This is a genomic window from Tsuneonella flava (assembly GCF_002870965.1).
GTDB lineage: Bacteria > Pseudomonadota > Alphaproteobacteria > Sphingomonadales > Sphingomonadaceae > Tsuneonella > Tsuneonella flava.
In genome coordinates, this window is record NZ_PHSO01000005.1 from 409109 (window position 1) to 433076 (window position 23968).

The following is a 23968-nucleotide window of genomic DNA, read 5'->3' on the forward strand; positions in this document are numbered from 1 at the left end:
CGCATCGGGGCGGTGGACGGCAACCGCAAAGCGCCTACATAAAGCCACATGGATATTGCACGCACCCCATCTATCGCTGACGGAAACCCCCAGATGGCCGATGCGCCACCCGTTCCCGCACAGCCACCGCTGATTCGCCGCGCCGATTACAAACCGTTCCCCTGGCTGGTGCCCGAAATCCGGCTCCACTTCGATCTGGGGATCGAAACCACGCGGGTGGTTTCCACACTCAAGGTTGCGCCGAACCCCGATGCCGCCGCAGATGACGTGATTCGGCTCAATGGCGACGGTTTGCAGGTGTCATCTGTCAAACTGGATGGTTTACCAGTCAAAAACTGGGAAATGGACGGCCCGGACCTCGTTTTGCCGCTGTCCGCAGGGGAGCACGAGGTCGAGATCGTGACCGAGGTCTCGCCAGAAAAAAATAGCCAGCTTATGGGGCTTTACGCGTCAAATGGGATGCTGTGCACGCAGTGCGAGGCAGAGGGTTTTCGGCGGATTACCTTCTTCCCGGACCGGCCCGATATCCTGTCAACATACCTGGTGAAGATGGAAGGGCCGGTGGCGCAGTTCCCGGTGCTTTTATCCAATGGAAACAAGGTGTCAGCCGGGGAAAGCGCAGGTGGGCGGCATTGGGCCGAATGGCACGACCCCTGGCCCAAGCCGAGCTACCTTTTCGCACTAGTCGCCGGCGATCTTGTCGCCCGTACCGACAGCTTCACCACGATGAGCGGGCGCGAAGTCGATCTGGCGGTGTGGGTCCGCGCGGAGGACTTGCCGCGCACCGAACATGCGATGGATTCGCTCAAGAAATCAATGAAATGGGACGAGGAGGCCTTTGGCCGGGAATACGATCTCGACGTATTCAACATCGTCGCCGTCAGCGATTTCAACATGGGCGCGATGGAGAACAAAGGTCTCAATGTTTTCAATACGAAATACGTGCTGGCCGACCCCGACACCGCAACCGATGGCGACTATGACGCCATCGAAGGGGTGATCGGCCACGAGTATTTTCATAACTGGTCGGGCAATCGCGTAACCTGCCGCGACTGGTTCCAGCTCAGCCTGAAAGAAGGCTTCACCGTCCTGCGTGACCAATTGTTTTCACAGGATATGCAAGGCGAAGCGGTCAAACGAATCGAAGATGTTCGTGTGTTGCGCGCGGTCCAGTTTCCGGAGGATTCGGGGCCGCTGGCACATCCGATCCGGCCCGATAGTTTTCGTGAAATCAGTAACTTCTACACCGCTACAGTCTATAACAAAGGTGCCGAAGTCCTGCGTATGATGCGGACGATGGCGGGACCGGTGGCCTTCCGGCAAGGCACGGATCTATATTTCGAACGTCACGATGGCGAGGCCGCGACGTGCGAGGATTTCGTTAAGGCGATGGAAGATGGCGCAGGGCTCGACTTGCGGCAATTCCGCTTGTGGTATTCGCAGGCCGGAACCCCGAAAGTGGAGGTTTCTCTGACACATAAGGGCGATACGGCGACGCTCGCTCTGAAACAGACCGTACCGCCCACGCCCGACCGAATCGCGAAGAAGCCAATGCCAATCCCGCTACGTCTCGCGCTGTTCGACCGCGACAGCGGTAGCCATGATGGCGAGCAGTTGGTAATTCTCTCCGAAGCGGAAAAGACCATTGCGTTCGAAGGCTTTGCCAGGTCACCCGTGCTTTCGATCAACCGCGGCTTTTCGGCCCCGGTATCGATAGAGCGGGAGGTTTCGACCGAAGACCTCGTATTCCTCGCCGCACATGACGACGACCCATTCGCCCGCTACGAAGCGATGCAGGATCTGGTGGTCGCGCACCTTGTTGCGGTGTGCAGCGATTCGCTGACCGGTGCTGCACAGGAGGCTGGGCGCAAGGCAATCGCCGGTGCTCTGCGAAAAGTGCTGACCGATGATCGGCTCGACGATTCGATGCGGGGCGAACTAATGATGCTGCCCGGTCAGACTTATCTGGCAGAGCAGTTCCTTGTCGCCGACCCGGGCCGCATACATGCCGAACGCGAAGCTTTGAAAGTGGCGCTGGGTGTGGCGCTGGAAAGCGAGCTGATCGCGCTCCATGAACGGGCAAGCACATTGCCGGCGACCCTCGATCATGCATCGCGCGGCGCACGTAAGGTGAAGGCACAGGCGCTGGTCTATCTGGCGGCAGGGAATCCCGACGTGGCTGCAAAAATGGCAGCCGCACAATACGATGCGGCGCAGACGATGACCGACCGTCAGGGCGCGCTGATGGTGCTCACCGGGTTGCCCGGCGTGGCGCGCACCGATCGGCTGATCGATTTCTACAACCGTTATCGCGGGAACGAGCTGGTGGTCGACAAGTGGTTTGCGTTGCAGGCCAGTTCGCTTCATCCCGATGCGATCGAGCACGTGAAAGCACTGGCGAATCACCCGGACTTCAATCTGCGTAATCCGAATCGGGTGCGGAGCCTTTATATGGCTTTTGCGGGAAATCCCCACGCATTCCATGCCGCCAGCGGAGAAGGGTATCGCATGATTGCCGACCTGATTCTCGCGCTCGATCCAATCAATCCGCAAACTGCCGCGCGATTCGTTCCGCCGCTGGGAAGATGGCGGCGGATCGAGCCGCAGCGCGCCGCATTGATGAGGGCGGAGCTGGAACGGATTGCAGCAACCGATGGCCTGTCGCGCGACACATATGAACAAGTGACCCGTTCGCTTGGCTGAGGTACTTGTCAGCGACCAGCTCGTCGGCATTCCGCACGGTTTCATGACCCGGCAGGGCGGCCTGTCGCAAGGCACAGTATCGGGCCTGAACTGTGGATACGGTGCAGAAGACGACCCTGCGGCGGTAGCAGAGAATCGGCGCCGCGCGGTGGGGGCTGTTATGCCCGGTGCGCGGCTGGTCGGTCTCTATCAGGTGCATTCTCCCGATGTCGTGACAGTGGATAACCCATGGAGCGACGACGATCGACCAAAGGCGGATGGATTCGTCACGGCGCAACCCGGTGTTCTGCTCGGCATCGTTACCGCCGATTGTGCGCCGGTATTGTTCGCTGACCGGGCGGCGGGGGTAATCGGTGCGGCGCATGCAGGGTGGCGCGGTGCACATGGCGGCGTTATCGAGCGCACCGTCAACGCAATGGAATCGCTTGGGGCCGATCGAAATCGTATCGTTGCTGTGGTGGGGCCGTGCATTGCCCAGCAAAGCTATGAAGTAGATGACCGATTTCGGAAGCAGTTTACCGAGACTGATGCGGAATGGTTCGCAACTGGCCGCGCGGGGCACTGGCAGTTCGATTTGCCGGGCTATGTCCTCTCGCGGTTATCCGCTTGCGGCGTGTCTCAGGCGCAATGGATCGGTCGCGATACCTACACGGACGAGGCATCGTTTTACTCCTTCCGACGGGCCACGCATCGTGGCGAAGCCGACTATGGAAGGCAGCTTTCGTTGATCGGCCTCAATGGCATCGATCCCACAACCGTCTAAAATTCGCCACAATGCCGGGTTGGCAACCCGTTAAAGGGAAGCTACACGGCACCGCTAACCGGGGCTTGCGGGGGGCATTGCGTCTGCTCGTGGCAATTCGCGCAACAGGGGCATTCCGTCTTTCGGGCCGCTCTTGTCGCATCGTATCCGGTTAAACGTAATTCTTTTCCCGTGCATCCGCGCGGGACACCGTGTGAGGGCAGGCACAGCTGATGGCTGACACGACTGGGACCGTTCAACCCGAAACCGCCGATATCGGCGAAGATGGGGTTCGGCGGCGCGATTTCATCAATGTGGCGGCGGTTGCCGCCGCAGGTACTGGCGGGGTAATCACCTTGCTGCCATTGATCAGCCAGATGGCGCCGAGCGCCGATGTTCTGGCCGCGAGTACGACCGAGGTCGATATCTCGAAGATCGAGCCGGGGCAGGCGATCAAGGCATTGTTCCGCCGTCAGCCGCTGTTCGTGCGTAACCTGACACCGAAGGAAATTGCGGAAGCAGATGCGGTTCCGCTGTCCGAGCTGCGCGATCCGCAAACGCTGGAAGAGCGGACCAAGCCTGGCAAAACCAACTGGCTGATTACTATGGGTGTTTGTACTCACCTTGGCTGTACCCCGCTGGGTGCCGGCCCCGGTGAGGACCGCGGACCGTATGGCGGGTATTTCTGCCCGTGTCACGGCTCGGCCTACGATACCGCCGCGCGGATCCGCAAGGGTCCCGCCCCGAAGAACCTTGAGGTTCCCGAATACGAGTTCACGTCCGACACGGTCGTGAAGGTCGGCTGAGGATAAGAGAGCGACGACGATGAGCTTCCCCTGGGCCAAGCAATACGAACCCAAGCATCCGCTGATGCGTTATCTCGACGAGAAGCTGCCGATGCCGCGGCTCGTCTACAACGCGATCGGTAGCGGTTATCCCGTTCCGCGCAATCTCAACTATATGTGGAATTTTGGCGTTTTGGCCGGGTTCTGCCTTATGTTGCAGATCGTTACCGGTGTCGTTTTGGCGATGCACTATGCCGCCAATTCGCAAGTGGCCTTCGCCACGACCGAACACATCATGCGCGACGTGAACTGGGGCTGGATGCTGCGTTATATGCACGCCAACGGTGCCAGTGCTTTCTTCGTAGTGGTTTACCTCCATATTTTCCGTGGCTTCTTCTACTCATCGTATAAGGCGCCGCGCGAAATGGTCTGGCTGCTCGGCGTAGTCATCTTCCTGCTGATGATGGCGACTGCGTTCATGGGTTACGTGTTGCCATGGGGCCAGATGAGCTTCTGGGGCGCCAAGGTTATCACGGGCCTGTTCGGTGCTATCCCTGTGGTCGGCGAGCCGATTCAGATCTGGCTGCTGGGCGGCTATGCCCCTGATAACGCAGCGCTCAACCGCTTCTTCAGCCTGCACTTCCTTCTGCCGTTCGTGATTGCAGCAGTGGTTATCCTGCACATCTGGGCGCTGCACATTCCGGGTTCGTCGAACCCGACCGGCGTCGAAGTGAAGAGCGAAAGCGATACGATCCCGTTCCACCCGTATTATACGGCGAAGGATGGTTTCGGGCTGGGCGTATTCCTGATCCTCTATTTCGCGATGGTGTTTTTCCTGCCGAACTACCTCGGTCACCCGGACAACTACATCGAAGCGAATCCGATCTCGACCCCGGCGCACATCGTTCCCGAATGGTATTTCTGGCCGTTCTACGCGATCCTGCGCGCTTTCACCGCTGACATCTTCTTCGGCCTTATCCCGGCCAAGTTGATGGGCGTGCTGGCGATGTTCAGCGCCATCCTGTGCTGGTTCTTCCTGCCCTGGCTGGACAAGGGGCCGGTGCGGTCGGGCCATTATCGCCCGCTGTTCCGCAAGTTCTTCTGGTTCGGTCTGATCCCGACGATGCTGGTGCTGTTCTATTGTGGCGGCGCCCCGGCGGAAGAACCTTATGTGATGCTCAGCCAGCTGGCGACGGCATATTACTTCCTCCACTTCCTCGTGATCCTTCCGATCATCTCTTCGATCGAGAAGCCCGAGCCGCTGCCCTATTCGATCACCGAAGCGGTGCTCGGCAAGGATGAAGCGGCGCAGCTCGGCGATAGTGCCGACACGGCGAAGTAAGCGACAGGTTCAAGGGAAAGCGCACGTCATGATCCGCATCTTCGGTATCCTCGCCGGCCTGTTCTTCAGCCTCTCGGTGTTGTGGGCCTTCATCAGCGGCGCGATCGCCGTTGCGCCGGTGCTGGGCGAATATGGCCAGTTCACCGAACCGATGGCCGACAAGGTGTTCCACGAAAAACACCCGCCTGCTCTGCATCTGCAAAGCGATGGCCCATTTGGCACCTGGGATCTCGCCCAGCTCCAGCGCGGCTTCCAGGTTTACAAGGAAGTCTGTGCTGCCTGCCATAGCCTGAAGTTCGTCGCATTCCGCGATCTGGAAGAACTTGGTTATGACAAGGGGCAGGTGAAGACGATTGCTGCCGGTTTCCAGGTGCCAGGAGTTGATCCGAACACTGGCGAAGCAACTACGCGACCGGGGATGCCGACGGATTACTTCCCGTCGCCCTATCCCAACGAAATAGCGGCGAAGGCAGCAAACAATAATGCTGTTCCGCCAGATCTTTCGCTGATGGCGAAGGCCCGGCATGGTGGCCCGGCATATATTCATGCGATCCTGACCGGGTATGGCCCGGAACCGGAAGCGCTGAAACAGCAGTTCCCGGACTTCAAGGTGCCTTCCACGGGGCATTACAACAAGTACTTCCCGAGTCTGGCAATCGCGATGCCGCCGCCACTGACTGCGGAAGGTCAGGTTAGCTACGCCGAAGGACAGCCGAAGCCGACGATAGAGCAGATGTCGACCGACGTCTCTGCCTTCCTCGAATGGACCGCTGAGCCTAAGAAGGTGAAGCGCACCCAGACGGGCTGGCCGGTGCTTGGTTTCCTGTTGTTCGCTACGATCCTCGCCTACCTCGCGAAGAAGCAGGTATGGGCGGCGCTCAAGCCGAAGAAAAAGCACACCGCCTGATCGGTTTGCGATGAACTTGTGAACGCGCCCCTCCATCCGGTGATGAGAGGGGCGCTTCCTTTTGGGAGCTGCGAATGACCCCGACAGAGCTGCGCGCGCTGATCCGCACAGTGCCGGATTTTCCAGAGCCGGGCATCCAGTTTCGCGATATCACCACGCTGATTGCTCATGGCGAAGGCTTGCGGGCTGCTGTCGGGCATCTCGCCAAGGCGGCGCAGCAAAGTGGTGCAGAGGCAATCGCCGGAATGGAAGCGCGGGGATTCATTTTCGGCGCTGCGGTCGCGGTGGAGCTGGGGATCGGCTTTATTCCGGTACGCAAACCCGGAAAGCTGCCGGTGCCGACGATTGGTATCGATTATGCGCTCGAATACGGAACCGATCGGCTTGAAATCGATCCCGATGCAATCCGTCCCGGCCAGCGTATCTCTATTGTTGACGATCTGATCGCCACCGGCGGTACAGCGGTGGCCGCTACCAGACTGTTGCGAGAGATAGGGGCAGAGGTTAGTTCTGCTCACTTCGTAATCGATCTGCCCGATCTGGGCGGAGCGACGCAATTGCGAGAGCAGGGCGTGCGCGTTGATGCTCTGATCGACTTCGAGGGTGACTAACTCATCTCGATCTTTACTTTAACAGAAACCGAATCGATTGCCCGTGCATTGATATCGGGCAACTCGCTATTTTGCGCCACATCCGGGGGACAATGGAACAACAGGCACTCGTAATCGCGCTTGTCGGCGTGCTGGGCATTGGCGCGCAATGGATTGCGTGGCGGACTGGCTGGCCAGCAATCGTACTGATGTTGGTGGCCGGATTTCTCGCCGGTCCGATCCTCAACCTGTTCGATCCAGAGGCTGCGTTTGGCCCGATGTTGGGGCCGATGATCTCGATCGGGGTCGCGTTGATCCTGTTCGAAGGAGGCCTTAGTCTGGATTTGCGCGAACTGCGCCATGCAGGCGACGGGGTCTGGCGACTGTTTCTGTTCGGCATCCCACTGGGCTGGTTTTTCGGCGCCTGGGGGCTGCACTTTGCAGGGCTGGTATGGCCTGTCGCCGTGCTGTTCGCGGGCATTCTGGTCGTCACCGGGCCGACGGTGGTTATGCCGCTGCTCCGGCAGGCAAGCGTGCAGCCGCGCCCCGCCGCGATTCTGAAATGGGAAGCAATCGTCAACGACCCCGCCGGTGCGCTATGCGCTGTGGCGGCTTACGAATACTTCCGCCTGTCCGCCAATGGAGCGACCCTTTTCGAAGTTGTCCCGCCGATGATCGTGGCGGCTGTGCTGGCTGCTGCGCTCGGATATGCGGCGGCATGGGTAATTGCTTACCTGTTCCCCAGAGGGATGGTGCCTGAATACCTGAAAGTCCCGGTGCTGCTGACAATGGTGATCGCAGTATTCGTGGCAGCCAATCTTATAGAGCATGAAGCGGGCTTGGTATCTGTCACGGTCATGGGCGTGGCGCTGGCGAACATGAATGTGCAGTCTTTGCGCTCAATTCACCCGTTCAAACAAAATATCGCTGTTTTGCTGGTGTCCGGCATATTCATTTTGCTGTCGGCTTCGCTCAATTTCGAAGAGCTGCGCTATCTCGAATGGCGGATCGGTTTGTTCCTGCTGGGTCTGTTGTTCATCATCCGCCCGGCGACTGTCCTGATCGCCCTGCTCGGTAGTTCGGTTCCGTGGCGCGAGCGGCTATTTCTGGCGTGGATTGCGCCGCGTGGGATCGTTCTGGTCGCGATCAGCGGGTTGTTCGCCCTGCGCCTTGCGGATCTTGGTTATGCCGATGGGAATATCCTGATCGGCCTGAGCTTTGCTGTGGTGGTGGCGACAATTGTCTCAAGCGGATTCACGGTGAACCTTGTGGCGCGCTTGCTGGGCGTGAAGGGCACTACCCGGCCGGGGCTGCTGATCGTGGGGGCAACGCCGTGGACCATTGCTCTGGCAAGACAGATGAACGAGCTGAAGACGCCGGTCATGATCGTCGATTCCAGCTGGCAGCGACTTGCGCCGGTGCGGCAACAGGGTTTGCCCTTTTATCATGGCGAAATCCTCAACGAAGCGACCGAACATAATCTCGACCTCACACCGTTTCAGGTGCTCGTCGCAGCTACGGAAAATGAAGCGTACAATGCGCTCGTCTGTAATGAATTTGCCTACGAGATCGGTCGCGATGCGGTCTATCAACTGGGCGAAGCGAGCGAGAATGACGATTATCGTGCCTTACCTGAATCCCTGCGTGGGCGCGCGCTGTTCCAGTCCGGTTTCGGAGTGGAAGATGTAGGCCAGCTCAAACGGGAAGGCTGGGTGTTCCGTCGCACTCGCCTGTCCGATCAGTTCGATTTCAACGATGCACAGCAGAAGCTGCCCGAAGCGAATCAGATGTTGTTGTTGTTGAGGCCAGATGGGACAATGCGGTTCTTCAGCCACGCGGTGCAACCGCAACCGCGTGCAGGCGACACGATCATCTCATTCTCGCCCCCACAGCCGAAGACGCCCGAAGAGGTGGCGGCAAAAAAAGCAGCAAAACGTGGCGGCAAGGCACAGACGGCTTAAGATACAGGAGAGGACAATGATCGATCTGATCAAAGCGGCGAAAGCAATGGCGATATGCAGTGGAACGGCATTGATCCTGTCGGCGTGCCATCGCGGCGACCCTTCCGATGAAGCGACCGATACGGCAAGCGCAGCAACCGATGTCGCGCCCACTCCATCCGATGCAGCCAGCGAAGGGGGCGAAAAAATTTCCATCTTTCGGCCTGATGTCGAAATTGCACGCGAGCCCAAGCCGATGGCACCGCTTTCTATGCGGATCGGTTTCGATGACGGGGGCAGCGAGCTTTCGGATGCGGCGCGCAACGTTCTTCTTGAAGTGCTTGATTCGCCGCAGATGAAGGCGGGCGGCGCGATCGTTCTGGGCGGACATACCGATTCGGCAGGCACCGACGCAGCCAACCTTCGCGCCAGTCGCAAGCGAGCCGAAACGGTTCGCGACTGGCTGATCGAACACGGGGTCGCGGAAAAGAGGGTTACCGTGATTGCCTTTGGAGAACAGAATCCAGTCGCACCTAACGCCAAAGCCGACGGTACACCGGATGAAGATGCGCGCGCCCGTAACCGCCGGGTCGATATCACCATTGCAGTCCCGCCTGGAACGCCGGAAGCAGCCAAGACAGGTGCCGCGGAAACACTGGTGGACGAATTGACGACCATGCGCTGAGGTATTTCCGGGTTGAAATCGACGGCGAGTGAAAGCTGGGCGTTGACGAAACCGCTATCCTCGTGGCAAGCGCCTGAGGCCTGAGCGGGTATAGCATAGTGGTAATGCTCCAGCCTTCCAAGCTGGCTAGAGGGGTTCGATTCCCCTTACCCGCTCCAACATCACTTCATTTCACTTTCATCGGCAGTTCTGCGACCACGCGCTGCACTTCGTTGGCGACTGCTGCGATCAGTTGGTTGGTCTGTTCGGCTTCACCGCGAAATTGGCGCGCCAGCGGATTGTCCGGCGCGATGCCTATGCCAACTTCGTTCGGCACCAGAATCGAAGTTTCGCGGAAACGACGAATGGCGTGTCGCATGTCTTCGGCCGCGCCGGTGACCTCCTCCTCGGCAATGGTGACCTCCTCCTCGGCAATTATGCGGTGGGAGATCCGCAAAGTCAGGCAATCGACCAGTGTCACACTGTGAGACTGGCCGAAAGGAACAGCCCTGGATCGGGCCCGCATGGATCGGAGAACCCCACCATGTTCGCTATCGTGCCCGGTGGGCATTTGCGCGGGGTGCGATGGTTTCTGCAATATCCCTCGGAAATCAGGCCGTTTGCAGATGGAGCAGGGGGTCACTACACGGCTGTGCGATTGCCATCATTCGTGAAGAGAACGCCAATGCACCGCGTGATAGTTGTGACCGGAACCGATACCGATGTGGGCAAGACGGTATTCGCGGCGGGCCTCGCTGCTGCGATTGGCGCGCATTACTGGAAACCGGTGCAGGCCGGGCTGGAAGACGGGACCGACACAGCTACTGCCAGCAAGCTGGGCGTTCCGGCAGAACGGATCGTGCCAGAGGCTTATCGGCTGGCCACGCCGTGTTCTCCCCATCGCGCGGCGGAAATCGACGGCGTGCAGATCGACCTGATGCGGCTGGCCTTGCCCGACATGGAAGGGACGCTGGTGGTGGAAGGGGCGGGCGGCGCGCTGGTCCCGGTGACCCGGGAAATCCTCTATGCAGATGTGTTCGCCCGCTGGGGGCAGCCGACAATCGTAGTTGCCCGTACCGGGCTGGGCACGATCAACCACAGCTTGCTGACGATAGAGGCCCTACGCGCGCGGGGTGTGCCGATTCTTGGCATCGCCTTCGTTGGCCCGGCGGAAGACGACAGCGAAGCGACGATCTGCGAGATAGCCAATGTGCCGCGGCTTGGCCGTCTGCCACATCTGGCATCGCTCGATCCCGACAGCTTGCAAGCGGCGATCCTTAGTGGCTTCGACATGGAGTTTTTCCGATGAGCCAGTCACCGGTCTGGCATCCATTCACGCAGCACGGCCTGCAGGATGCAATTCCCGAAGTCGTCGGGGCCGAAGGTGCGGTGTTGCACACGCGATCCGGCGCGCAGGTGATCGATGCGATTTCATCGTGGTGGGTCACGACCCACGGCCATGCCCACCCGAAAATCGCCGCTGCCATTGCCGAACAGGCGCATAAGCTCGACCAGATCATTTTCGCAGGTTGGACGCACGAACCGGCAGAGCGGCTGGCAGCGGGCCTGTGCGCGCGGATGCCTGCCAGTCTCACGCGGGTGTTCTTTTCCGACTCGGGATCGACCAGCGTCGAAGTGGCGCTGAAAATGGCGCTGGGTTACTGGCTCCATCGTGGGGAGGATCGCCATCGGATTGCTGTGATGGATCATGGCTATCACGGCGATACCATTGGCACGATGTCGGTCGGCGCGCGCGGTGCATTCAATCGGGCGTATGAACCGCTGCTGTTCGATGTCACGTCGATTCCCTTTCCTGCTGCGGGGCAAGAACAGGCGACGTTCGATGCGCTGGAACGGGTTTGCCGCGAAGGGGCGGCGGCATTTATTGTCGAACCGCTGGTGCTGGGCGCGGGGGGGATGTTGTTCTACCGGGCCGATACACTCGCTGAAATGCACCGCATCTGCCAGCGGCATGGCACGCTGTTTATCGCGGACGAAGTGATGACCGGGTGGGGCCGGACCGGCACATTGCTGGCCTGCGAACAGGCGGGTATCGCGCCCGATATCCTGTGCCTGTCGAAAGGGATTACCGGGGGCGCGATTCCGCTGGCGGTGACGATGGCGAGCGAACCGATTTTCGCTGCACACTACAGCACCGACCGCGCGCAGATGTTTTTCCACTCCTCAAGCTATACCGCCAATCCCATCGCTTGCGCTGCGGCGAACGCCAATCTGGCGATCTGGGACGAAGAACCGGTGATGGAGCGGATCTCTATCCTTGGCGAGAGGCAAGAGGCGCATCTGCGCCAGATTGCCGCGCATCCGCTGGTCCGCGATCCGCGCAGGCTGGGCACGATTGCAGCGTTCGATGTGGGGGATGCGGAAGGATATCTCTCCGACCTTGCGCCGAGGATGCTGGCGATGTTCCGCGAACGCAATGTCCTGCTGCGCCCGCTGGGCAACACGGTCTATGTCATGCCGCCATACTGCATCACCGACGATGAGCTGGGCACGGTTTACGATGCGATCGGCGATGTGCTGGATTGCATTGGATCCTGAGCCTAGGCCTCCAGCGGTTCGGTCGATGTGCCCAGTTCGGGGATGAAGACAGAACGGCGACCGCTGAAATCGGTCCGCATCACGATGATACCCACGCGTTCGTAATGATCGAGCAGCCGCTTCAGGCGGCCCGGTGAACTGGTGCCATAGAGCCGCGCCAGTTCATCGTCGTCGGGGCAGGGCGCCCCTTCGCTGGCCGCCTTTGCAATTGCCAGAAACGGAGCCAGCAAGTCATCGGGCAGCACCCCCGCAATGCGGAGAATATCGGGCCAGGGTTCGCTGGCCGGGTCGGTGACGCCCGCCACTGCCATCGCAAACCGGCGCTGAAACACTGTCATATCCACGCGGCCAGCGGTCAGACGCTGCATACGACAGCGCACCGTGAAGTCCTGAAACAGCTTGGCCGGTGGCTGGAAGGTGCAGTCTTCTTCCGCCGCCAGATCGCGCAGAATCTGCGCCAGCGCCGCATCCACATCTTCCTGAGAGCGCGATTCAACAGCTGGCGCATCGGCGGCGGGTTCGGGCAGCTTGAGCGAGGTGGCGGCAATCTCGCCAATCAGCGCGTCGGTATCCGGCTTGGGCGGGGCGGGGGCCGGTTCTGGCGCAGCCGCAGGTTCCTCGTGCAGATCTTCGTGGAGCAAGGCGTGGAGTTCGTCGGGCGAAGCGGTCGGCGGGGGCGCCAGATCCTGCACCACAGAGCGTCCGCCAGTTTTCACTGAGCCAATCCGCACCGACACCGGCCTGCGGCTGATCGCCGGGCCCAGCCCCAGGAACTGACCCCGCGCCAGATCGCGGATCTGTTCGGCCTGTCGCCGTTCCATGCCCAGCAGATCGGCAGCACGCGCCATATCGATATCGAGGAAAGTACGCCCCATCAGGAAGTTCGATGCTTCCGCCGCGACATTCTTTGCCAGCTTGGCCAGTCGCTGGGTTGCGACGATCCCGGCCAGTCCGCGTTTGCGCCCCCGGCACATCAGGTTGGTCATTGCGGCCAGACTCAGCCGACGGGCTTCGTCGCTCACTTCGCCGCCAGCGGCAGGGGCGAACATCTGCGCTTCGTCGACCACCACCAGAGCGGGGAACCACTGTTCGCGCGGGGCATCGAACAGGCTGGATAGGAACAGCGCGGCACAGCGCATCTGCGCCTCGATCTCCAGTTCGTCGAGCGCGAGAACCACCGATGCACGATGTTCGCGGATGCGCGCGGCGAGCCGGGTCAGTTCGGCTGCCGAATAGGCGGAGCCATCGACCACGATATGTCCGAACGGTTCCGCCAGAGAGACGAAGTCCCCTTCGGGGTCGATCACGATCTGCTGTACGATCGATGCGCTTTCTTCGAGAATGCGGCGCAGCAGGTGCGATTTGCCCGACCCGCTGTTGCCCTGCACCAGCAGGCGAGTGGCCAGCAGTTCCTCTATATCGATCATCACCGGCCGTTCCGCCTGATCGACGCCAATTCGAATGGGTGCACTCACGCGGCCGGACTTGGCCCCCAAGGCGATTCGAGCCAAGGGTGATGCGGGTGTTTTCCAGAGCTTTGGCCCAAAGGGCGCGTATTCGGGCGCATTGCCTGCGCTTTGCAAGCGGCGGGAGGCAGGCCTATGACAATATGCAATCGCCAAAGTCGAACAGGGACGCCGATCATGACACTTCGCCATTATACCGCCGCAGCCATTGTCTCGCTTGCGCTCGTCGGATGCGCGACTGCGAACCCGCCCGTCGTTGCCGCTGCGCCGGCGCCGACTGTGCAAGATAGTGCGCCTCAGGCCGATCCGGCGCGCATGGATGCGATCATCAAGACATTGGCGTCCGACGAATACGAAGGGCGCGCGCCCGGTACGCCCGGCGAAACCAAAACCATCGCTTATCTGGTGGAACAGTTCAGGAAACTGGGCCTCGAACCGGGCGCGCCGAACGGCGCATGGACCACCGAAGTGCCATTGCTTCACACCAAACTGGATACCGGCGTGCCGCTGCAACTGGCGACCGGGCAGGGTGCGATGACGCTGCGTCAGGGGGAAGATGTCTATATCTCAACCCAGCGCAACGTGGACCGTGCGGTAGTGGACAATGCGCCGCTGGTTTTCGTCGGCTATGGCGTCACCGCTCCTGAGAAGGGGTGGGACGATTTCAAGGGAGCGGACCTCAAAGGCAAGATTGCGGTCTTCCTCGTCAACGATCCCGATTTCGGGCTGGCAGAGGGCGCGCCCAATGCCGGGCTGTTCGGTGGGCAGGCGATGACCTATTACGGTCGCTGGACGTATAAGTTCGAGGAAGCCGTGCGTCAGGGTGCGATTGGCGCGCTGATCGTGCACGATACCCCGGCAGCGGGATATGGCTGGAATACGATCGTCAGCCCCGGCGGTGAAAACTACGATCTGGTTCAGGGGCCGGATGGCGAAGGCCGGTTGATGATTCAGGGCTGGCTGTCGAGCGATGCGGCGCAGCGGGTGTTCGCCGCTGCCGGGCTCGATCTGGCAAAACAGGCCGCCGCTGCGCGTAGCCGCAATTTCAAACCGGTTCCGCTGACAGGCGAAACCCTTTCCGCCAGTGTTCCAGTGACTAGCGAAACCGTGCAGAGCCACAATGTCATCGCTAAAATCACTGGCACGACCCGGCCTGATGAAACCATTTCATACGGCGCGCACTGGGATGCCTACGGTATTGGCGCCACGCCCGATGCACGGGGTAAGAAAATCCGTGCGGGTGCGCTGGACGATGCATCGGGCATCGCGGCGATGATGGAAGTGGCGCGGATGTTCAAATCCGGCACTCCGCCGCAGCGCACGATCCTGTTCGGCATCTGGACCGCCGAAGAGCGCGGCTTGCTCGGCTCCGAACACTTCGTTGCATCCAACCTGTACCCTGCGGATAAAATGGTCGCGGATATTACGTTCGATACCCTGCAACCCAATGGCAAGGCGCGCGATTTCGTGCTGATCGGTAAGGGTCAATCGACGCTGGAAGATTATCTGGCGAAGGCGGCTGCGGCGCAAGGGCGGACGATTACCCCTGATGCCAAGCCAGAACGCGGCTTGTTTTATCGCGCCGACCATTTCAGCTTTGCTAAGCGCGGTGTGCCTTCGCTGATCGTGATGGCGCTGGGCGGCGGGGTCGATCTGGTGAACGGCGGTCGTGCGGCGGGGGACAAATGGGTGAGCGATTTCACTGCCAATTGTTATCATCAGCCGTGTGACGACTGGAAAGCGGACTGGGATCTGTCGGGCGCGGCGCAGGATGCCGATCTCGGCTATGCCATCGGGCGCGAACTGGCCGACAGCGATGCCTGGCCGAAGTGGAAGCCCGGTTCCGAATTCGCGGGCAAGCGCAAGTAACCGGGCTGCCGGTTCCGCTTCACACCGCCATATTGTCGATCAGACGGGTGCCGCCGATCCGCGCGGCGACCAGCAGGCGCGCCGGTGCCCCGCTGAGACTGTCGAGCGGGACGAGCGACGCGGCATCGGCCAGTGTGGCATAATCGACCGACGCGAACCCGGCCTGCAACAGATGCGCTTCCAGGGCGGCGAGGGTAGGCGCGACCGCGCTGCCGCTGTGGAGCGCAGCGATGGCATCGCGCATCGCCTGCGGCAATTCCGCCGCCTGCTGCCGCTGCTCGGGCGACAGGTACTGATTGCGGCTGGACAGGGCCAGTCCGTCCGCCTCGCGCACGGTCGGCACCCCGTGGATCGCGGAAACATGCGGGCGCACCAGATCGAGATCGGCTGCCATCCGGCGGATAACTGCGAGCTGCTGCCAGTCTTTCTCCCCGAACAGCGCGAGGTCGGGGCGCACCTGATTGAACAACTTGCAAACGACCGTGGCCACGCCGTCGAAATGGCCCGGTCGCGCTGCGCCGCATAGTCCTTCGCTCACGCCCGATACCGACACGTTCGTGGCATATCCATCGGGATACATCTCGGTTACAGTCGGCGCCCACAGCAGCGCGACCCCTTCTTTTTCCAGCAGAGCGGAATCTTCTTCCATGCGCCGGGGATAGGCATCGAGATCTTCGTTCGGACCGAACTGCGTGGGATTGACGAAAATCGATACAGCCACTGAATCCGCTCGCGATTTCGCCTCGCGCACCAATGTCAGATGCCCTTCGTGCAGCGCGCCCATTGTTGGCACCAGCGCCAGTGTGCGCCCCTCTGCGCGCAGGGCATCGACGGTTGTTCTCAACATCTCGCGCGTGGTCACGGTTTGCATGGCATCTGGCCCTTGGATAAAGCCGGGAAGTGGCTCTGCCGCGCACTAGCGCGCATGGGCCCACCAACACAATCGCCGGATTGCCGGCCACAAACAATGGAACACCGCCCGTGACGCACCCCGCTCCACATCGCATCGTTTTCGCGAACGAAAAAGGCGGCACGGGCAAATCGACCACGGCGGTTCATGTCGCGGTGGCGCTGGCGTATCAGGGTGCGCGGGTGGCTGCGATCGATCTCGATCCCCGGCAACGGACCCTGTTCCGTTATTTCGAAAACCGCAAGGAAACGATGGAGCGGCGCGAAATCGATCTGCCCACCGCGCGGTTCGATGTGCTCGACAGCGAACGCCCCGAAGAGCTGGAGGCGATGGTCGCGCAAGTGGGCGAAGGCGCAGATTTCGTAGTGTTCGATACCCCTGGTCGCGACGATCCGCTGGCCCGCCACGCCGCGACCGAAGCCGATACGCTGGTCACTCCGCTAAACGACAGTTTCGTCGATTTCGATCTGATCGGGCAAGTCGATGCCGAAACCTTCAAGGTACGCCGCCTCAGCTTCTATGCCGAACTGATCTGGGAAGCCCGCCTGAAACGCAGCCGCAGCCAGATAGAACAGGGGCGGCGCGAAATGGACTGGGTCGTCGTCCGCAACCGTACCGGCCACGTGGAAGCGCGCAATATGGTGCGTATCGAACAGGCTCTGAAGGAGCTGTCGAAGCGGGTAGGTTTCCGTGTGTCGCAAGGGTTGTCGGAGCGCGTGATTTATCGCGAACTGTTCCCTTCCGGGCTGACTTTGCTGGACAAGGGGCACCTGGGCGAACTGGGCACCAGCCATCTTGTTGCGCGGCAGGAACTGCGCGAACTGATCAAGTCGCTGAACCTGCCAATGCCCGCGAAGCAGGCGCCGGAGCTTGCGCTGGCTTGATGCCGCCGAACAGGCTAGCAGTGTGGCGATGGTTCGCCTGCTGATCCTTGCCGCGATTGTGTCACTTGCCTGCCGCATGATGCTGGGCCGGTGGCCGTGGGATTATCTGCGAACACCGCTGACCCGGCAACAGGCGGTGTTGAATGCGCGCAAGCTGCTGGGCGTGGATGCCAACGCAACGCGCAAGGATATCGTGGAGGCGCATCGCCGCCGGATTGCCGTGGTCCATCCCGACAGGGGCGGTTCGGGCGAACAGGTTCATGAAACCAACGCCGCGCGTGATCTGTTGTTGAACCAGCTGCCCGATAAGAACTGAGGAACTGTGCCTGTGAACCACACTTTCGATTCCACTGTCCTGCGTGAATACGACATTCGCGGGATCATCGGTGAAACGCTGGGGGCGGACGATGCCCGCGCCATCGGTCGCGGTTTCGCCACTTTGCTGCGACGGGCTGGTGGCCACAAGGTGGCGGTGGGATACGATGGACGCGTCAGCTCTCCGATGCTCGAATCAGCGCTGATCGAAGGGCTGACTGGCAGCGGTTGCGATGTCGTGCGGATCGGAATGGGCGCCACCCCGATGCTCTATTTCGCGGAAGCGTCAGCGGACGATGTCGATGGCGGCATTCAAATAACCGGCAGCCATAATCCCGCCAATTACAATGGCTTCAAGATGGTATTTATGGGTCGCCCGTTTTTCGGGGAAGATATCCTCACCATCGGCCGTCTGGCCGAAGCGGGCGACTGGCTCGATGGCACCGGGGAAGTCGAAACTCGCGATGTCATGGATGCTTATATCGAGCGAATGCTGCAAGGGCTCACCGGGATCGATAGCGATGCCTTGTCGGCCTTGCGGATCGGTTGGGATGCCGGCAACGGCGCTGCCGGGCCTGCACTCGAACAGCTTGCCGCCCGTCTGCCGGGGGAGCATCATCTGCTCTACACCGATGTCGACGGGAATTTCCCCAACCATCATCCAGATCCCACTGTTCCCGCCAATCTGGAAGATCTCCAGCGCCTCGTCGCAGAGAAAAGCCTCGATTTCGGAGTGGCTTTCGATGGGGATGGCGACCGGATCGGGGCGATAGACGGCGAAGGGCGGGTGATCTGGGGCGATCAGTTGCTGATGATTTATGCCGAAGACCTGCTATCCCGGCGGCCCGGCGCGACAGTGATTGCCGATGTGAAGGCCAGTCGCGCGCTGTTCGAACACGTCGCCGCGCATGGCGGGCAGCCGGTTATGTGGAAGACCGGGCACAGCCTGATTAAATCCAAAATGAAGGAAACACAGGCGCCGCTGGCCGGGGAGATGAGCGGGCACGTGTTCTTTGCCGACGAATATTATGGTTATGACGATGCGCTCTATGCGGCAGTGCGGCTGATGGCGGCATCGGCGCGGTTGGGCAAATCGGTCACGCAATTGCGCGGCGAAATGCCCGCGTTGGTCAACACCCCCGAAATGCGCTTCCAGGTCGATGAAAGCCGGAAATTCGCAGCGATCGACGAGGTCAAGGCGCGGCTGGCGGGCAATGACGCGCAAGTCGATGGCACCGACGGGGTGCGAGTGACGACCGACGATGGCTGGTGGCTGCTGCGCGCATCCAATACGCAGGATGTGCTGGTCGCCCGCGCCGAGAGCGACAGTCAGGGCGGGCTGGATCGGCTGGTCGCGCAGATCGATGAACAGTTGCAACTTTCGGGGCTGGAACGCGGCGAGCAGGCCGGGCACTGAACCTGTCGGATTGGGGGATATAAAATGAAAATCTGCAAAACATTTGTTGGCGCAGCAGCAGCTGCGCTGGCGTTTGGCGCGTTGCCTGCACTGGCACAGGATGCGGCGGAAGACGCAGTTGTGGCTGATGCATCTGCCGATGCCGAACCGGAATCTGCAACGCCGGACGATGCCGCCATGATGGCGGTTCTGTCGTCGATGTTCGCAGCCGAACCGCTGACGGAGGAGCAGGAGAAGCGCCTGCCGCTGGCGAAAAAGATCGTCGACAAAATGGTCCCGCCGGGCACCTATGGCGAAATGATGGGATCGATGTTCAACAAGATCATCGGCCCGATGATGAGCAAATTCGAAGATGCATCGCCGGCAGAAGTAGCGAAACAGATCGGGGTGGAGGAAGGCGAGATCGACCTCGATCCCGAGCAGCTGGCCGAGGTTTCGGCGCTCCTCGATCCTGCGTGGCAGGAGCGGCGCAAGCTGGAGATGACCACGGTGCAGGGCGCAATGGGCAAAATGATGACGGCGATGGAACCGGGCGTCCGCGCGGCTCTGTCGGAAGCCTATGCGGTCTATTTCGATCAGAAGGAGCTGACCGATATCGATGCGTTCTTCTCGACCGACAGCGGGGTTGCCTTCGCCCGGAAATCTTTCACGATGTCGAGCGATCCGCGCTTCATTGCCGCGACAATGAAGGCGTTGCCCGATGCGATGGGCGCTCTCTCCGATATGGAGGAAGAGGTGAAGACCGCAACTGCCGCTCTCCCGCCGCTGCGTGGCTGGGCCGATCTGTCGGGTGAGCAACGCGCGCGCCTGTCAGAGCTGACCGGTTTGAGCGCCCAACAGCTTGAAGATGGGATGGCCAGTGCCGCCGACGCGCGAGCAACAGACGCAATAGAAGGAAGCGACGAAGACTGATTCGATCACACAAGCGCAATAATTCTGGGTGCTGAAGATCTGCGTCGATCAAAAACCGTTTAAAAACAATCTTTTTCAAGATGGTTGCGTTCAATGCAACTGCGACTGATAATTTTGCAGTTGCGAAAGGAAATGATGCGATGCACAAAGAGCCTGCCTTTCAGGCATCCTCTCCCAGACTTTTCGGCCCGGCTGGTTTTCCAGTCGGGCCTTTTTCTTGCCTCCTCTTCCCACTCTCGCGCGTTGTGCGACAATGGGCCGTGATGAGTGGACGATTTCGCTGAATCTGCGCGGGAATCTGGCGTAAGATGGGTGCGATGACGGTCCCTCCTGAAATCGACCGGTGGTTCGCGGGGCGTGGCTGGCGCGTACGGCGCCATCAGGCAGAGATGCTCGATGCCAGCGACGATGGGCGCCATGCTCTGCTGGTTGCAGATACCGGCGCAGGTAAGACTCTGGCCGGCTTTCTGCCGACTCTGGCCGATTTCTGCCCTTCGCGGCTGGATGGCACGCCGGTGCCCGAAGGGCTGCACACGCTCTACGTTTCGCCGCTGAAGGCTCTGGCGCATGATGTGCAGCGGAATCTGATGGCCCCGATTGAAGAGATGGGCCTGCCGATCCGGGTGGAAACGCGCAGTGGCGACACGCCGTCCGACCGCAAAAAGCGCCAGCGCGCCCGTCCACCGCATGTCCTGCTCACCACGCCCGAATCGCTCTCGCTGCTGCTGAGCTATCCTGACAGTCTGGCGATGTTTGCCAGTCTGCGGCGGATCGTGATCGATGAAGTTCACGCCTTTGCAACGGGCAAACGCGGCGATCTGCTGGCGCTGGCCCTCAGCCGGTTGCAGGCGATTGCTCCGCAGATGAAGCGCGCGGCGCTGTCGGCCACTGTGGCCGATCCACAGGCATTTCGCGAATGGCTCGCCCCGTGGGGCGATATCGACCGCGTCGCTCTGGTGGAGGGGGAGCAGGGCGCACCGCCGCAGGTCGAAATCCTGCTGCCCGATGAGGAACGGGTGCCGTGGGGCGGCCACGCGGGGCGCTGGGCGATTCCCCAGCTCTATGAAGAGATCCGCCGCAATCGCACTACACTGGTATTCACCAACACCCGCTTTCTGGCAGAATTCGTGTTCGAGCTGTTGTGGGATGCCAACGACGATAACCTGCCCATCGGCATTCACCACGGATCGCTGAGCAAGGAAGCCCGCCGCAAGGTGGAGGGCGCGATGGCCCGCGGCGAGCTGCGCGCGCTGGTGGCGACGGCGAGCCTCGATCTGGGCGTCGACTGGGGCGATATCGATTGCGTGGTGCAGATGGGGGCACCCAAGGGATCGAGCCGTCTGCTGCAGCGGATTGGGCGCGCCAACCACCGGCTCGACCAGCCAAGTCGGGCGATCCTGGTGCCTGGCAACCGTTTCGAATTCCTCGAAGCGATGGCCGCGAAAGACGCGGTGGATGCGGGTCAGCGCGATGGGGAGGATTTTCGACCGGGCAGTCTGGATGTTCTGGCTCAACACGTGATGGCCTGCGCCTGTGCCGCGCCGTTCGATGAAAGCGGCTTGCTGGCCGAAGTGCGTTCCTCGCTGGCCTATGCGTGGATTGACGCGGAGGTGTGGCAGCGGGTGCTCAATTTCGTCGCTACCGGCGGATATGCGCTGAAAGCATATGATCGGTTCCATCGTATTGTGCGCGAACCGGGCGGCGCGGATGGCGATACGAACGGTGGCGCGACATGGCGATTGGCCCATCCCGAACATGCCGCGCGGCACCGGATGAATGCAGGAATTATCGTCGATTCGGAAATGCTCGATGTCCGGTTCCGCAACGGGCGCTCGCTCGGCAAAGTCGAAGAGCGCTTCGCCGCTGCGCTCAGCCCCGGCGACACATTTCGCTTTGCCGGGATGACGCTGGAGGTCGAGCAGATCAAGGACATGGAGCTTCAGGTTCGTGCCAGCAAAGCGGCCGCGACGATTCCCAGCTATGGCGGGCAGCGTCTGCCACTGACCACTCATCTGGCGGGCCGGGTCCGAGAAATGTTGGTCGATCGGGCGGGCTGGGCACGCTTTCCCGATGATGTGCGCGAATGGCTGGAGGTGCAGGACTGGCGCAGCCGGATGCCGGGGCCGGGGCAACTGCTGGTGGAAAGCTTCCCCCATGGCCGCAAGCATTTCAGCGTGTACTACACTTTCGAAGGGTGGAATGCGAACCAGAGCCTGGGCATGTTGATCACCCGGCGGATGGAAGAGCGCGGCCTTTCACCGGGCGGGTTTATTGCCAATGATTATTCGCTGGCGGTGTGGGGCCTGCGACCGGTAACCGATCCGGCACCACTTTTGTCACCCGACATACTGGCGCATGAATTCGTCGATTGGGTGACAGAATCGCACCTGCTGCGCCGTGCATTTCGCGAAGTGGCGGTGATTTCGGGGTTGGTTGAGCGGCAGCACCCCGGCAAACGCAAGAGCGGGAAGCAGGTCACCTTTTCGACCGACCTGATTTACGATGTGCTTCGTAAGTATGAGCCCGATCACGTGCTGCTGGAGGCAGCGTGGGCCGATGCCCGATCACGCATGACCGACGTAGCACGGCTGGCCGACCTGCTCGACCGAGCGGCGCGAGAGCTCGACCATGTGACACTCGACCGGGTCAGTCCGCTGGCGGTTCCGGTGATGACGATGATTGGTCGGGAAGACGTACCGCAAGGCGCGATCGACGATGATCTGCTGCTGGAAGCTGAAACGTTGGCAGCCACGGCCATGCGGACCGAGTGGCCTCATATATCGGACGAAGATTAGGTTGGGACAGTAAGGCGTTGGTGGATGGACCACGCCGGCCGACGAGGGGTCCGCAGCCAATGGCATCATGCAATAAAAAAGGGGCGGATCGCTCCGCCCCTCTTCCGTTTATCTGATCGGGCTTTCGCCCCGATGCGCGCCTCACTTATCGAAGGAGCGATACTTTTCATTACCGACGAAGCCGAACTTGGTAACGCCGGAAGCCTTGATGATGTTAAGCACCTTGGCCGAGAGATCGTAGCTGGCCTGCGCTTCAGGTTCATACTGAAGCTCGGGAGCCGGATCGATGTTCTTGGTTGCTTCCAGATTGCGAACCAGCTCACCTTCGTTGATCTGCGTCCCGTTCCACAAGATCTGCCCTTCGGGGGTCAGCACGATCTTGTTCTTGATCGGGTCGATCTGGTCCGGCGGCGGGGGGTTCGGGTTCGGTGCAGGAAGGTCGATGTTAACCGCGTGGTTAGCCACCGGAATGGTGATGATGAACATGATGAGAAGGACGAGCATGACGTCGATGAGCGGCGTCGTGTTCATCTCCATCATCGGCGAACCATCGTCCTTGCCGCCTGACATTGCCATGGGGAACTACTCCTGAATTATATCTTGCCAGCCCGATCAACCGTTGGGGTCGACCGGGGTGGAGATGAAGCCGACGGTGGGATAGCCCGCCGCCTGCACGTTGTAGATCGTACCGGCAACACAGCGCCAGGGCGCTTCCACGTCACCGCGGATCTGCACCTGCGGGACATCGTCCGGGTTCTTCATCATTTCGGCCGGGCCGCCTGCGCGCTTCACGATTGCTTCGAGGCGTTTGAACGCATCGTCATACAGCTCTTGCGAAGTAACCGGAGTGATATTGTTGAAATACACCCGGCATTCGCCGTTGCGCGAAGCACCTGCAAAACCCGGTTCGCCAGCACTGCGGCCAGCGGTGTCGGTGGTGCTCACAGTGAGCAGCAGGTTATCGACCTTGTTCTTGGCTTCGGTCGATTCCATGATCGGGATATGCAGTTTGTCGATCGTCTGGATCGCGACCGGGACCGCGATCAGGAAGATGATCAGGAGCACCAGCATCACGTCCACGAGGGGAGTGGTGTTGATGTCCGACATCGGGGTTGCGTCCCCGCCTCCGCCTGTCGAAATCGCCATTGGGTTTTTTCCTATCTCAAAA

Annotated in this window: 21 protein-coding genes and 1 tRNA gene; 17 read left to right on the forward strand and 5 right to left on the reverse strand. The window is 60.8% G+C overall.

Annotated elements, in window-relative coordinates; genetic code table 11:
* Nucleotides 1–48: 48 nt before the first annotated feature.
* From pepN to CV013_RS09030, 9 genes are all read left to right on the forward strand, one after another.
* Complete coding sequence (pepN, locus tag CV013_RS08990; RefSeq protein WP_102154915.1) at nucleotides 49–2703, forward strand: aminopeptidase N; 2655 nt, start codon at nucleotides 49–51, stop codon at nucleotides 2701–2703.
* A gap of 43 nt (nucleotides 2704–2746) precedes the next feature.
* Nucleotides 2747–3466 carry a peptidoglycan editing factor PgeF gene (pgeF, locus tag CV013_RS08995; protein WP_102155194.1) on the forward strand — a complete coding sequence of 240 codons (720 nt, stop codon included), beginning with the start codon at nucleotides 2747–2749 and terminating at the stop codon, nucleotides 3464–3466.
* A gap of 212 nt (nucleotides 3467–3678) precedes the next feature.
* Nucleotides 3679–4251 (forward strand): ubiquinol-cytochrome c reductase iron-sulfur subunit, encoded by a 573-nt coding sequence (petA, locus tag CV013_RS09000; protein WP_102154916.1) that lies wholly within the window; start codon nucleotides 3679–3681, stop codon nucleotides 4249–4251.
* 19 nt (nucleotides 4252–4270) lie between these two features.
* The gene (locus CV013_RS09005) at nucleotides 4271–5572 is read left to right on the forward strand and encodes a cytochrome b (RefSeq protein ID WP_102154917.1); all 1302 of its coding nucleotides are present in this window, start codon (nucleotides 4271–4273) and stop codon (nucleotides 5570–5572) included.
* A 28-nt stretch (nucleotides 5573–5600) separates the two neighbouring features.
* Nucleotides 5601–6479, forward strand: a complete 879-nt coding sequence (locus CV013_RS09010; protein WP_102154918.1) for a cytochrome c1 — start codon at nucleotides 5601–5603, stop codon at nucleotides 6477–6479.
* A 74-nt stretch (nucleotides 6480–6553) separates the two neighbouring features.
* On the forward strand, nucleotides 6554–7090 hold the full coding sequence (locus tag CV013_RS09015; RefSeq protein WP_102154919.1) for an adenine phosphoribosyltransferase: 537 nt from the start codon (nucleotides 6554–6556) through the stop codon (nucleotides 7088–7090).
* Between the two features lie 92 nt (nucleotides 7091–7182).
* Nucleotides 7183–9030: a cation:proton antiporter gene (locus tag CV013_RS09020; RefSeq protein WP_102154920.1), complete on the forward strand. Its 1848-nt coding sequence runs from the start codon at nucleotides 7183–7185 to the stop codon at nucleotides 9028–9030.
* A 16-nt stretch (nucleotides 9031–9046) separates the two neighbouring features.
* Nucleotides 9047–9694 (forward strand): OmpA family protein, encoded by a 648-nt coding sequence (locus CV013_RS09025; RefSeq protein WP_102154921.1) that lies wholly within the window; start codon nucleotides 9047–9049, stop codon nucleotides 9692–9694.
* Between the two features lie 84 nt (nucleotides 9695–9778).
* Nucleotides 9779–9852, forward strand: a tRNA-Gly gene (locus CV013_RS09030).
* 8 nt (nucleotides 9853–9860) lie between these two features.
* On the opposite strand, the gene CV013_RS09035 is transcribed toward CV013_RS09030, so the two are convergent.
* Entirely contained in the window at nucleotides 9861–10154 is a 294-nt protein-coding gene (locus CV013_RS09035) for a bifunctional adenosylcobinamide kinase/adenosylcobinamide-phosphate guanylyltransferase (RefSeq protein ID WP_232806574.1), read from the reverse strand.
* A gap of 204 nt (nucleotides 10155–10358) precedes the next feature.
* Here CV013_RS09035 and bioD point away from each other — a divergent pair, with 204 nt between their 5' ends.
* Complete coding sequence (bioD, locus tag CV013_RS09040; protein ID WP_102154923.1) at nucleotides 10359–10982, forward strand: dethiobiotin synthase; 624 nt, start codon at nucleotides 10359–10361, stop codon at nucleotides 10980–10982.
* Nucleotides 10979–12232, forward strand: a complete 1254-nt coding sequence (locus CV013_RS09045) for an adenosylmethionine--8-amino-7-oxononanoate transaminase (protein WP_102154924.1) — start codon at nucleotides 10979–10981, stop codon at nucleotides 12230–12232. The genes bioD and CV013_RS09045 overlap by 4 nt, the downstream gene beginning before the upstream one ends.
* A gap of 2 nt (nucleotides 12233–12234) precedes the next feature.
* On the opposite strand, the gene CV013_RS09050 is transcribed toward CV013_RS09045, so the two are convergent.
* Complete coding sequence (locus CV013_RS09050; protein ID WP_223805187.1) at nucleotides 12235–13707, reverse strand: ATP-binding protein; 1473 nt, start codon at nucleotides 13705–13707, stop codon at nucleotides 12235–12237.
* Nucleotides 13708–13875: 168 nt separating this feature from the next.
* Between CV013_RS09050 and CV013_RS09055 the strand changes: the two genes are divergently transcribed.
* The gene (locus CV013_RS09055; RefSeq protein ID WP_102154925.1) at nucleotides 13876–15567 is read left to right on the forward strand and encodes a M28 family metallopeptidase; all 1692 of its coding nucleotides are present in this window, start codon (nucleotides 13876–13878) and stop codon (nucleotides 15565–15567) included.
* A gap of 19 nt (nucleotides 15568–15586) precedes the next feature.
* On the opposite strand, the gene panC is transcribed toward CV013_RS09055, so the two are convergent.
* Complete coding sequence (gene panC, locus CV013_RS09060) at nucleotides 15587–16438, reverse strand: pantoate--beta-alanine ligase (RefSeq protein WP_102154926.1); 852 nt, start codon at nucleotides 16436–16438, stop codon at nucleotides 15587–15589.
* A 110-nt stretch (nucleotides 16439–16548) separates the two neighbouring features.
* Between panC and CV013_RS09065 the strand changes: the two genes are divergently transcribed.
* The 5 genes from CV013_RS09065 (at nucleotide 16549) to CV013_RS09085 (ending at nucleotide 22800) form a co-directional block, all read left to right on the forward strand.
* Nucleotides 16549–17361, forward strand: coding sequence for a division plane positioning ATPase MipZ (locus CV013_RS09065; protein WP_102155198.1), 813 nt, complete (start codon nucleotides 16549–16551; stop codon nucleotides 17359–17361).
* Nucleotides 17348–17677, forward strand: a complete 330-nt coding sequence (locus tag CV013_RS09070) for a J domain-containing protein (RefSeq protein ID WP_321196968.1) — start codon at nucleotides 17348–17350, stop codon at nucleotides 17675–17677. The genes CV013_RS09065 and CV013_RS09070 overlap by 14 nt, the downstream gene beginning before the upstream one ends.
* Before the next feature lie 12 nt (nucleotides 17678–17689).
* Nucleotides 17690–19093 (forward strand): phosphoglucomutase/phosphomannomutase PgmG, encoded by a 1404-nt coding sequence (gene pgmG, locus CV013_RS09075; protein ID WP_102154927.1) that lies wholly within the window; start codon nucleotides 17690–17692, stop codon nucleotides 19091–19093.
* A gap of 24 nt (nucleotides 19094–19117) precedes the next feature.
* Nucleotides 19118–20005: a hypothetical protein gene (locus CV013_RS09080; RefSeq protein ID WP_102154928.1), complete on the forward strand. Its 888-nt coding sequence runs from the start codon at nucleotides 19118–19120 to the stop codon at nucleotides 20003–20005.
* A 308-nt stretch (nucleotides 20006–20313) separates the two neighbouring features.
* Entirely contained in the window at nucleotides 20314–22800 is a 2487-nt protein-coding gene (locus CV013_RS09085) for a ligase-associated DNA damage response DEXH box helicase (protein WP_102154929.1), read from the forward strand.
* Nucleotides 22801–22941: 141 nt separating this feature from the next.
* Here the strand turns inward: CV013_RS09085 and CV013_RS09090 are convergent, their stop codons facing one another.
* Complete coding sequence (locus CV013_RS09090) at nucleotides 22942–23376, reverse strand: ExbD/TolR family protein (protein ID WP_102154930.1); 435 nt, start codon at nucleotides 23374–23376, stop codon at nucleotides 22942–22944.
* A gap of 36 nt (nucleotides 23377–23412) precedes the next feature.
* Nucleotides 23413–23946 carry an ExbD/TolR family protein gene (locus CV013_RS09095; protein ID WP_190276463.1) on the reverse strand — a complete coding sequence of 178 codons (534 nt, stop codon included), beginning with the start codon at nucleotides 23944–23946 and terminating at the stop codon, nucleotides 23413–23415.
* Nucleotides 23947–23968: the final 22 nt, after the last annotated feature.

Coding starts and splice junctions, on each gene's coding strand:
- pepN (WP_102154915.1), top strand. CDS start 49: ATGGATATTGCACGCACCCCATCTATCGCTGACGGAAACCCCCAGATG.
- pgeF (WP_102155194.1), top strand. CDS start 2,747: ATGACCCGGCAGGGCGGCCTGTCGCAAGGCACAGTATCGGGCCTGAAC.
- petA (WP_102154916.1), top strand. CDS start 3,679: ATGGCTGACACGACTGGGACCGTTCAACCCGAAACCGCCGATATCGGC.
- CV013_RS09005 (WP_102154917.1), top strand. CDS start 4,271: ATGAGCTTCCCCTGGGCCAAGCAATACGAACCCAAGCATCCGCTGATG.
- CV013_RS09010 (WP_102154918.1), top strand. CDS start 5,601: ATGATCCGCATCTTCGGTATCCTCGCCGGCCTGTTCTTCAGCCTCTCG.
- CV013_RS09015 (WP_102154919.1), top strand. CDS start 6,554: ATGACCCCGACAGAGCTGCGCGCGCTGATCCGCACAGTGCCGGATTTT.
- CV013_RS09020 (WP_102154920.1), top strand. CDS start 7,183: ATGGAACAACAGGCACTCGTAATCGCGCTTGTCGGCGTGCTGGGCATT.
- CV013_RS09025 (WP_102154921.1), top strand. CDS start 9,047: ATGATCGATCTGATCAAAGCGGCGAAAGCAATGGCGATATGCAGTGGA.
- bioD (WP_102154923.1), top strand. CDS start 10,359: ATGCACCGCGTGATAGTTGTGACCGGAACCGATACCGATGTGGGCAAG.
- CV013_RS09045 (WP_102154924.1), top strand. CDS start 10,979: ATGAGCCAGTCACCGGTCTGGCATCCATTCACGCAGCACGGCCTGCAG.
- CV013_RS09055 (WP_102154925.1), top strand. CDS start 13,876: ATGACACTTCGCCATTATACCGCCGCAGCCATTGTCTCGCTTGCGCTC.
- panC (WP_102154926.1), bottom strand. CDS start 16,438: ATGCAAACCGTGACCACGCGCGAGATGTTGAGAACAACCGTCGATGCC.
- CV013_RS09080 (WP_102154928.1), top strand. CDS start 19,118: ATGAAAATCTGCAAAACATTTGTTGGCGCAGCAGCAGCTGCGCTGGCG.
- CV013_RS09085 (WP_102154929.1), top strand. CDS start 20,314: ATGGGTGCGATGACGGTCCCTCCTGAAATCGACCGGTGGTTCGCGGGG.
- CV013_RS09090 (WP_102154930.1), bottom strand. CDS start 23,376: ATGGCAATGTCAGGCGGCAAGGACGATGGTTCGCCGATGATGGAGATG.
- CV013_RS09095 (WP_190276463.1), bottom strand. CDS start 23,946: ATGGCGATTTCGACAGGCGGAGGCGGGGACGCAACCCCGATGTCGGAC.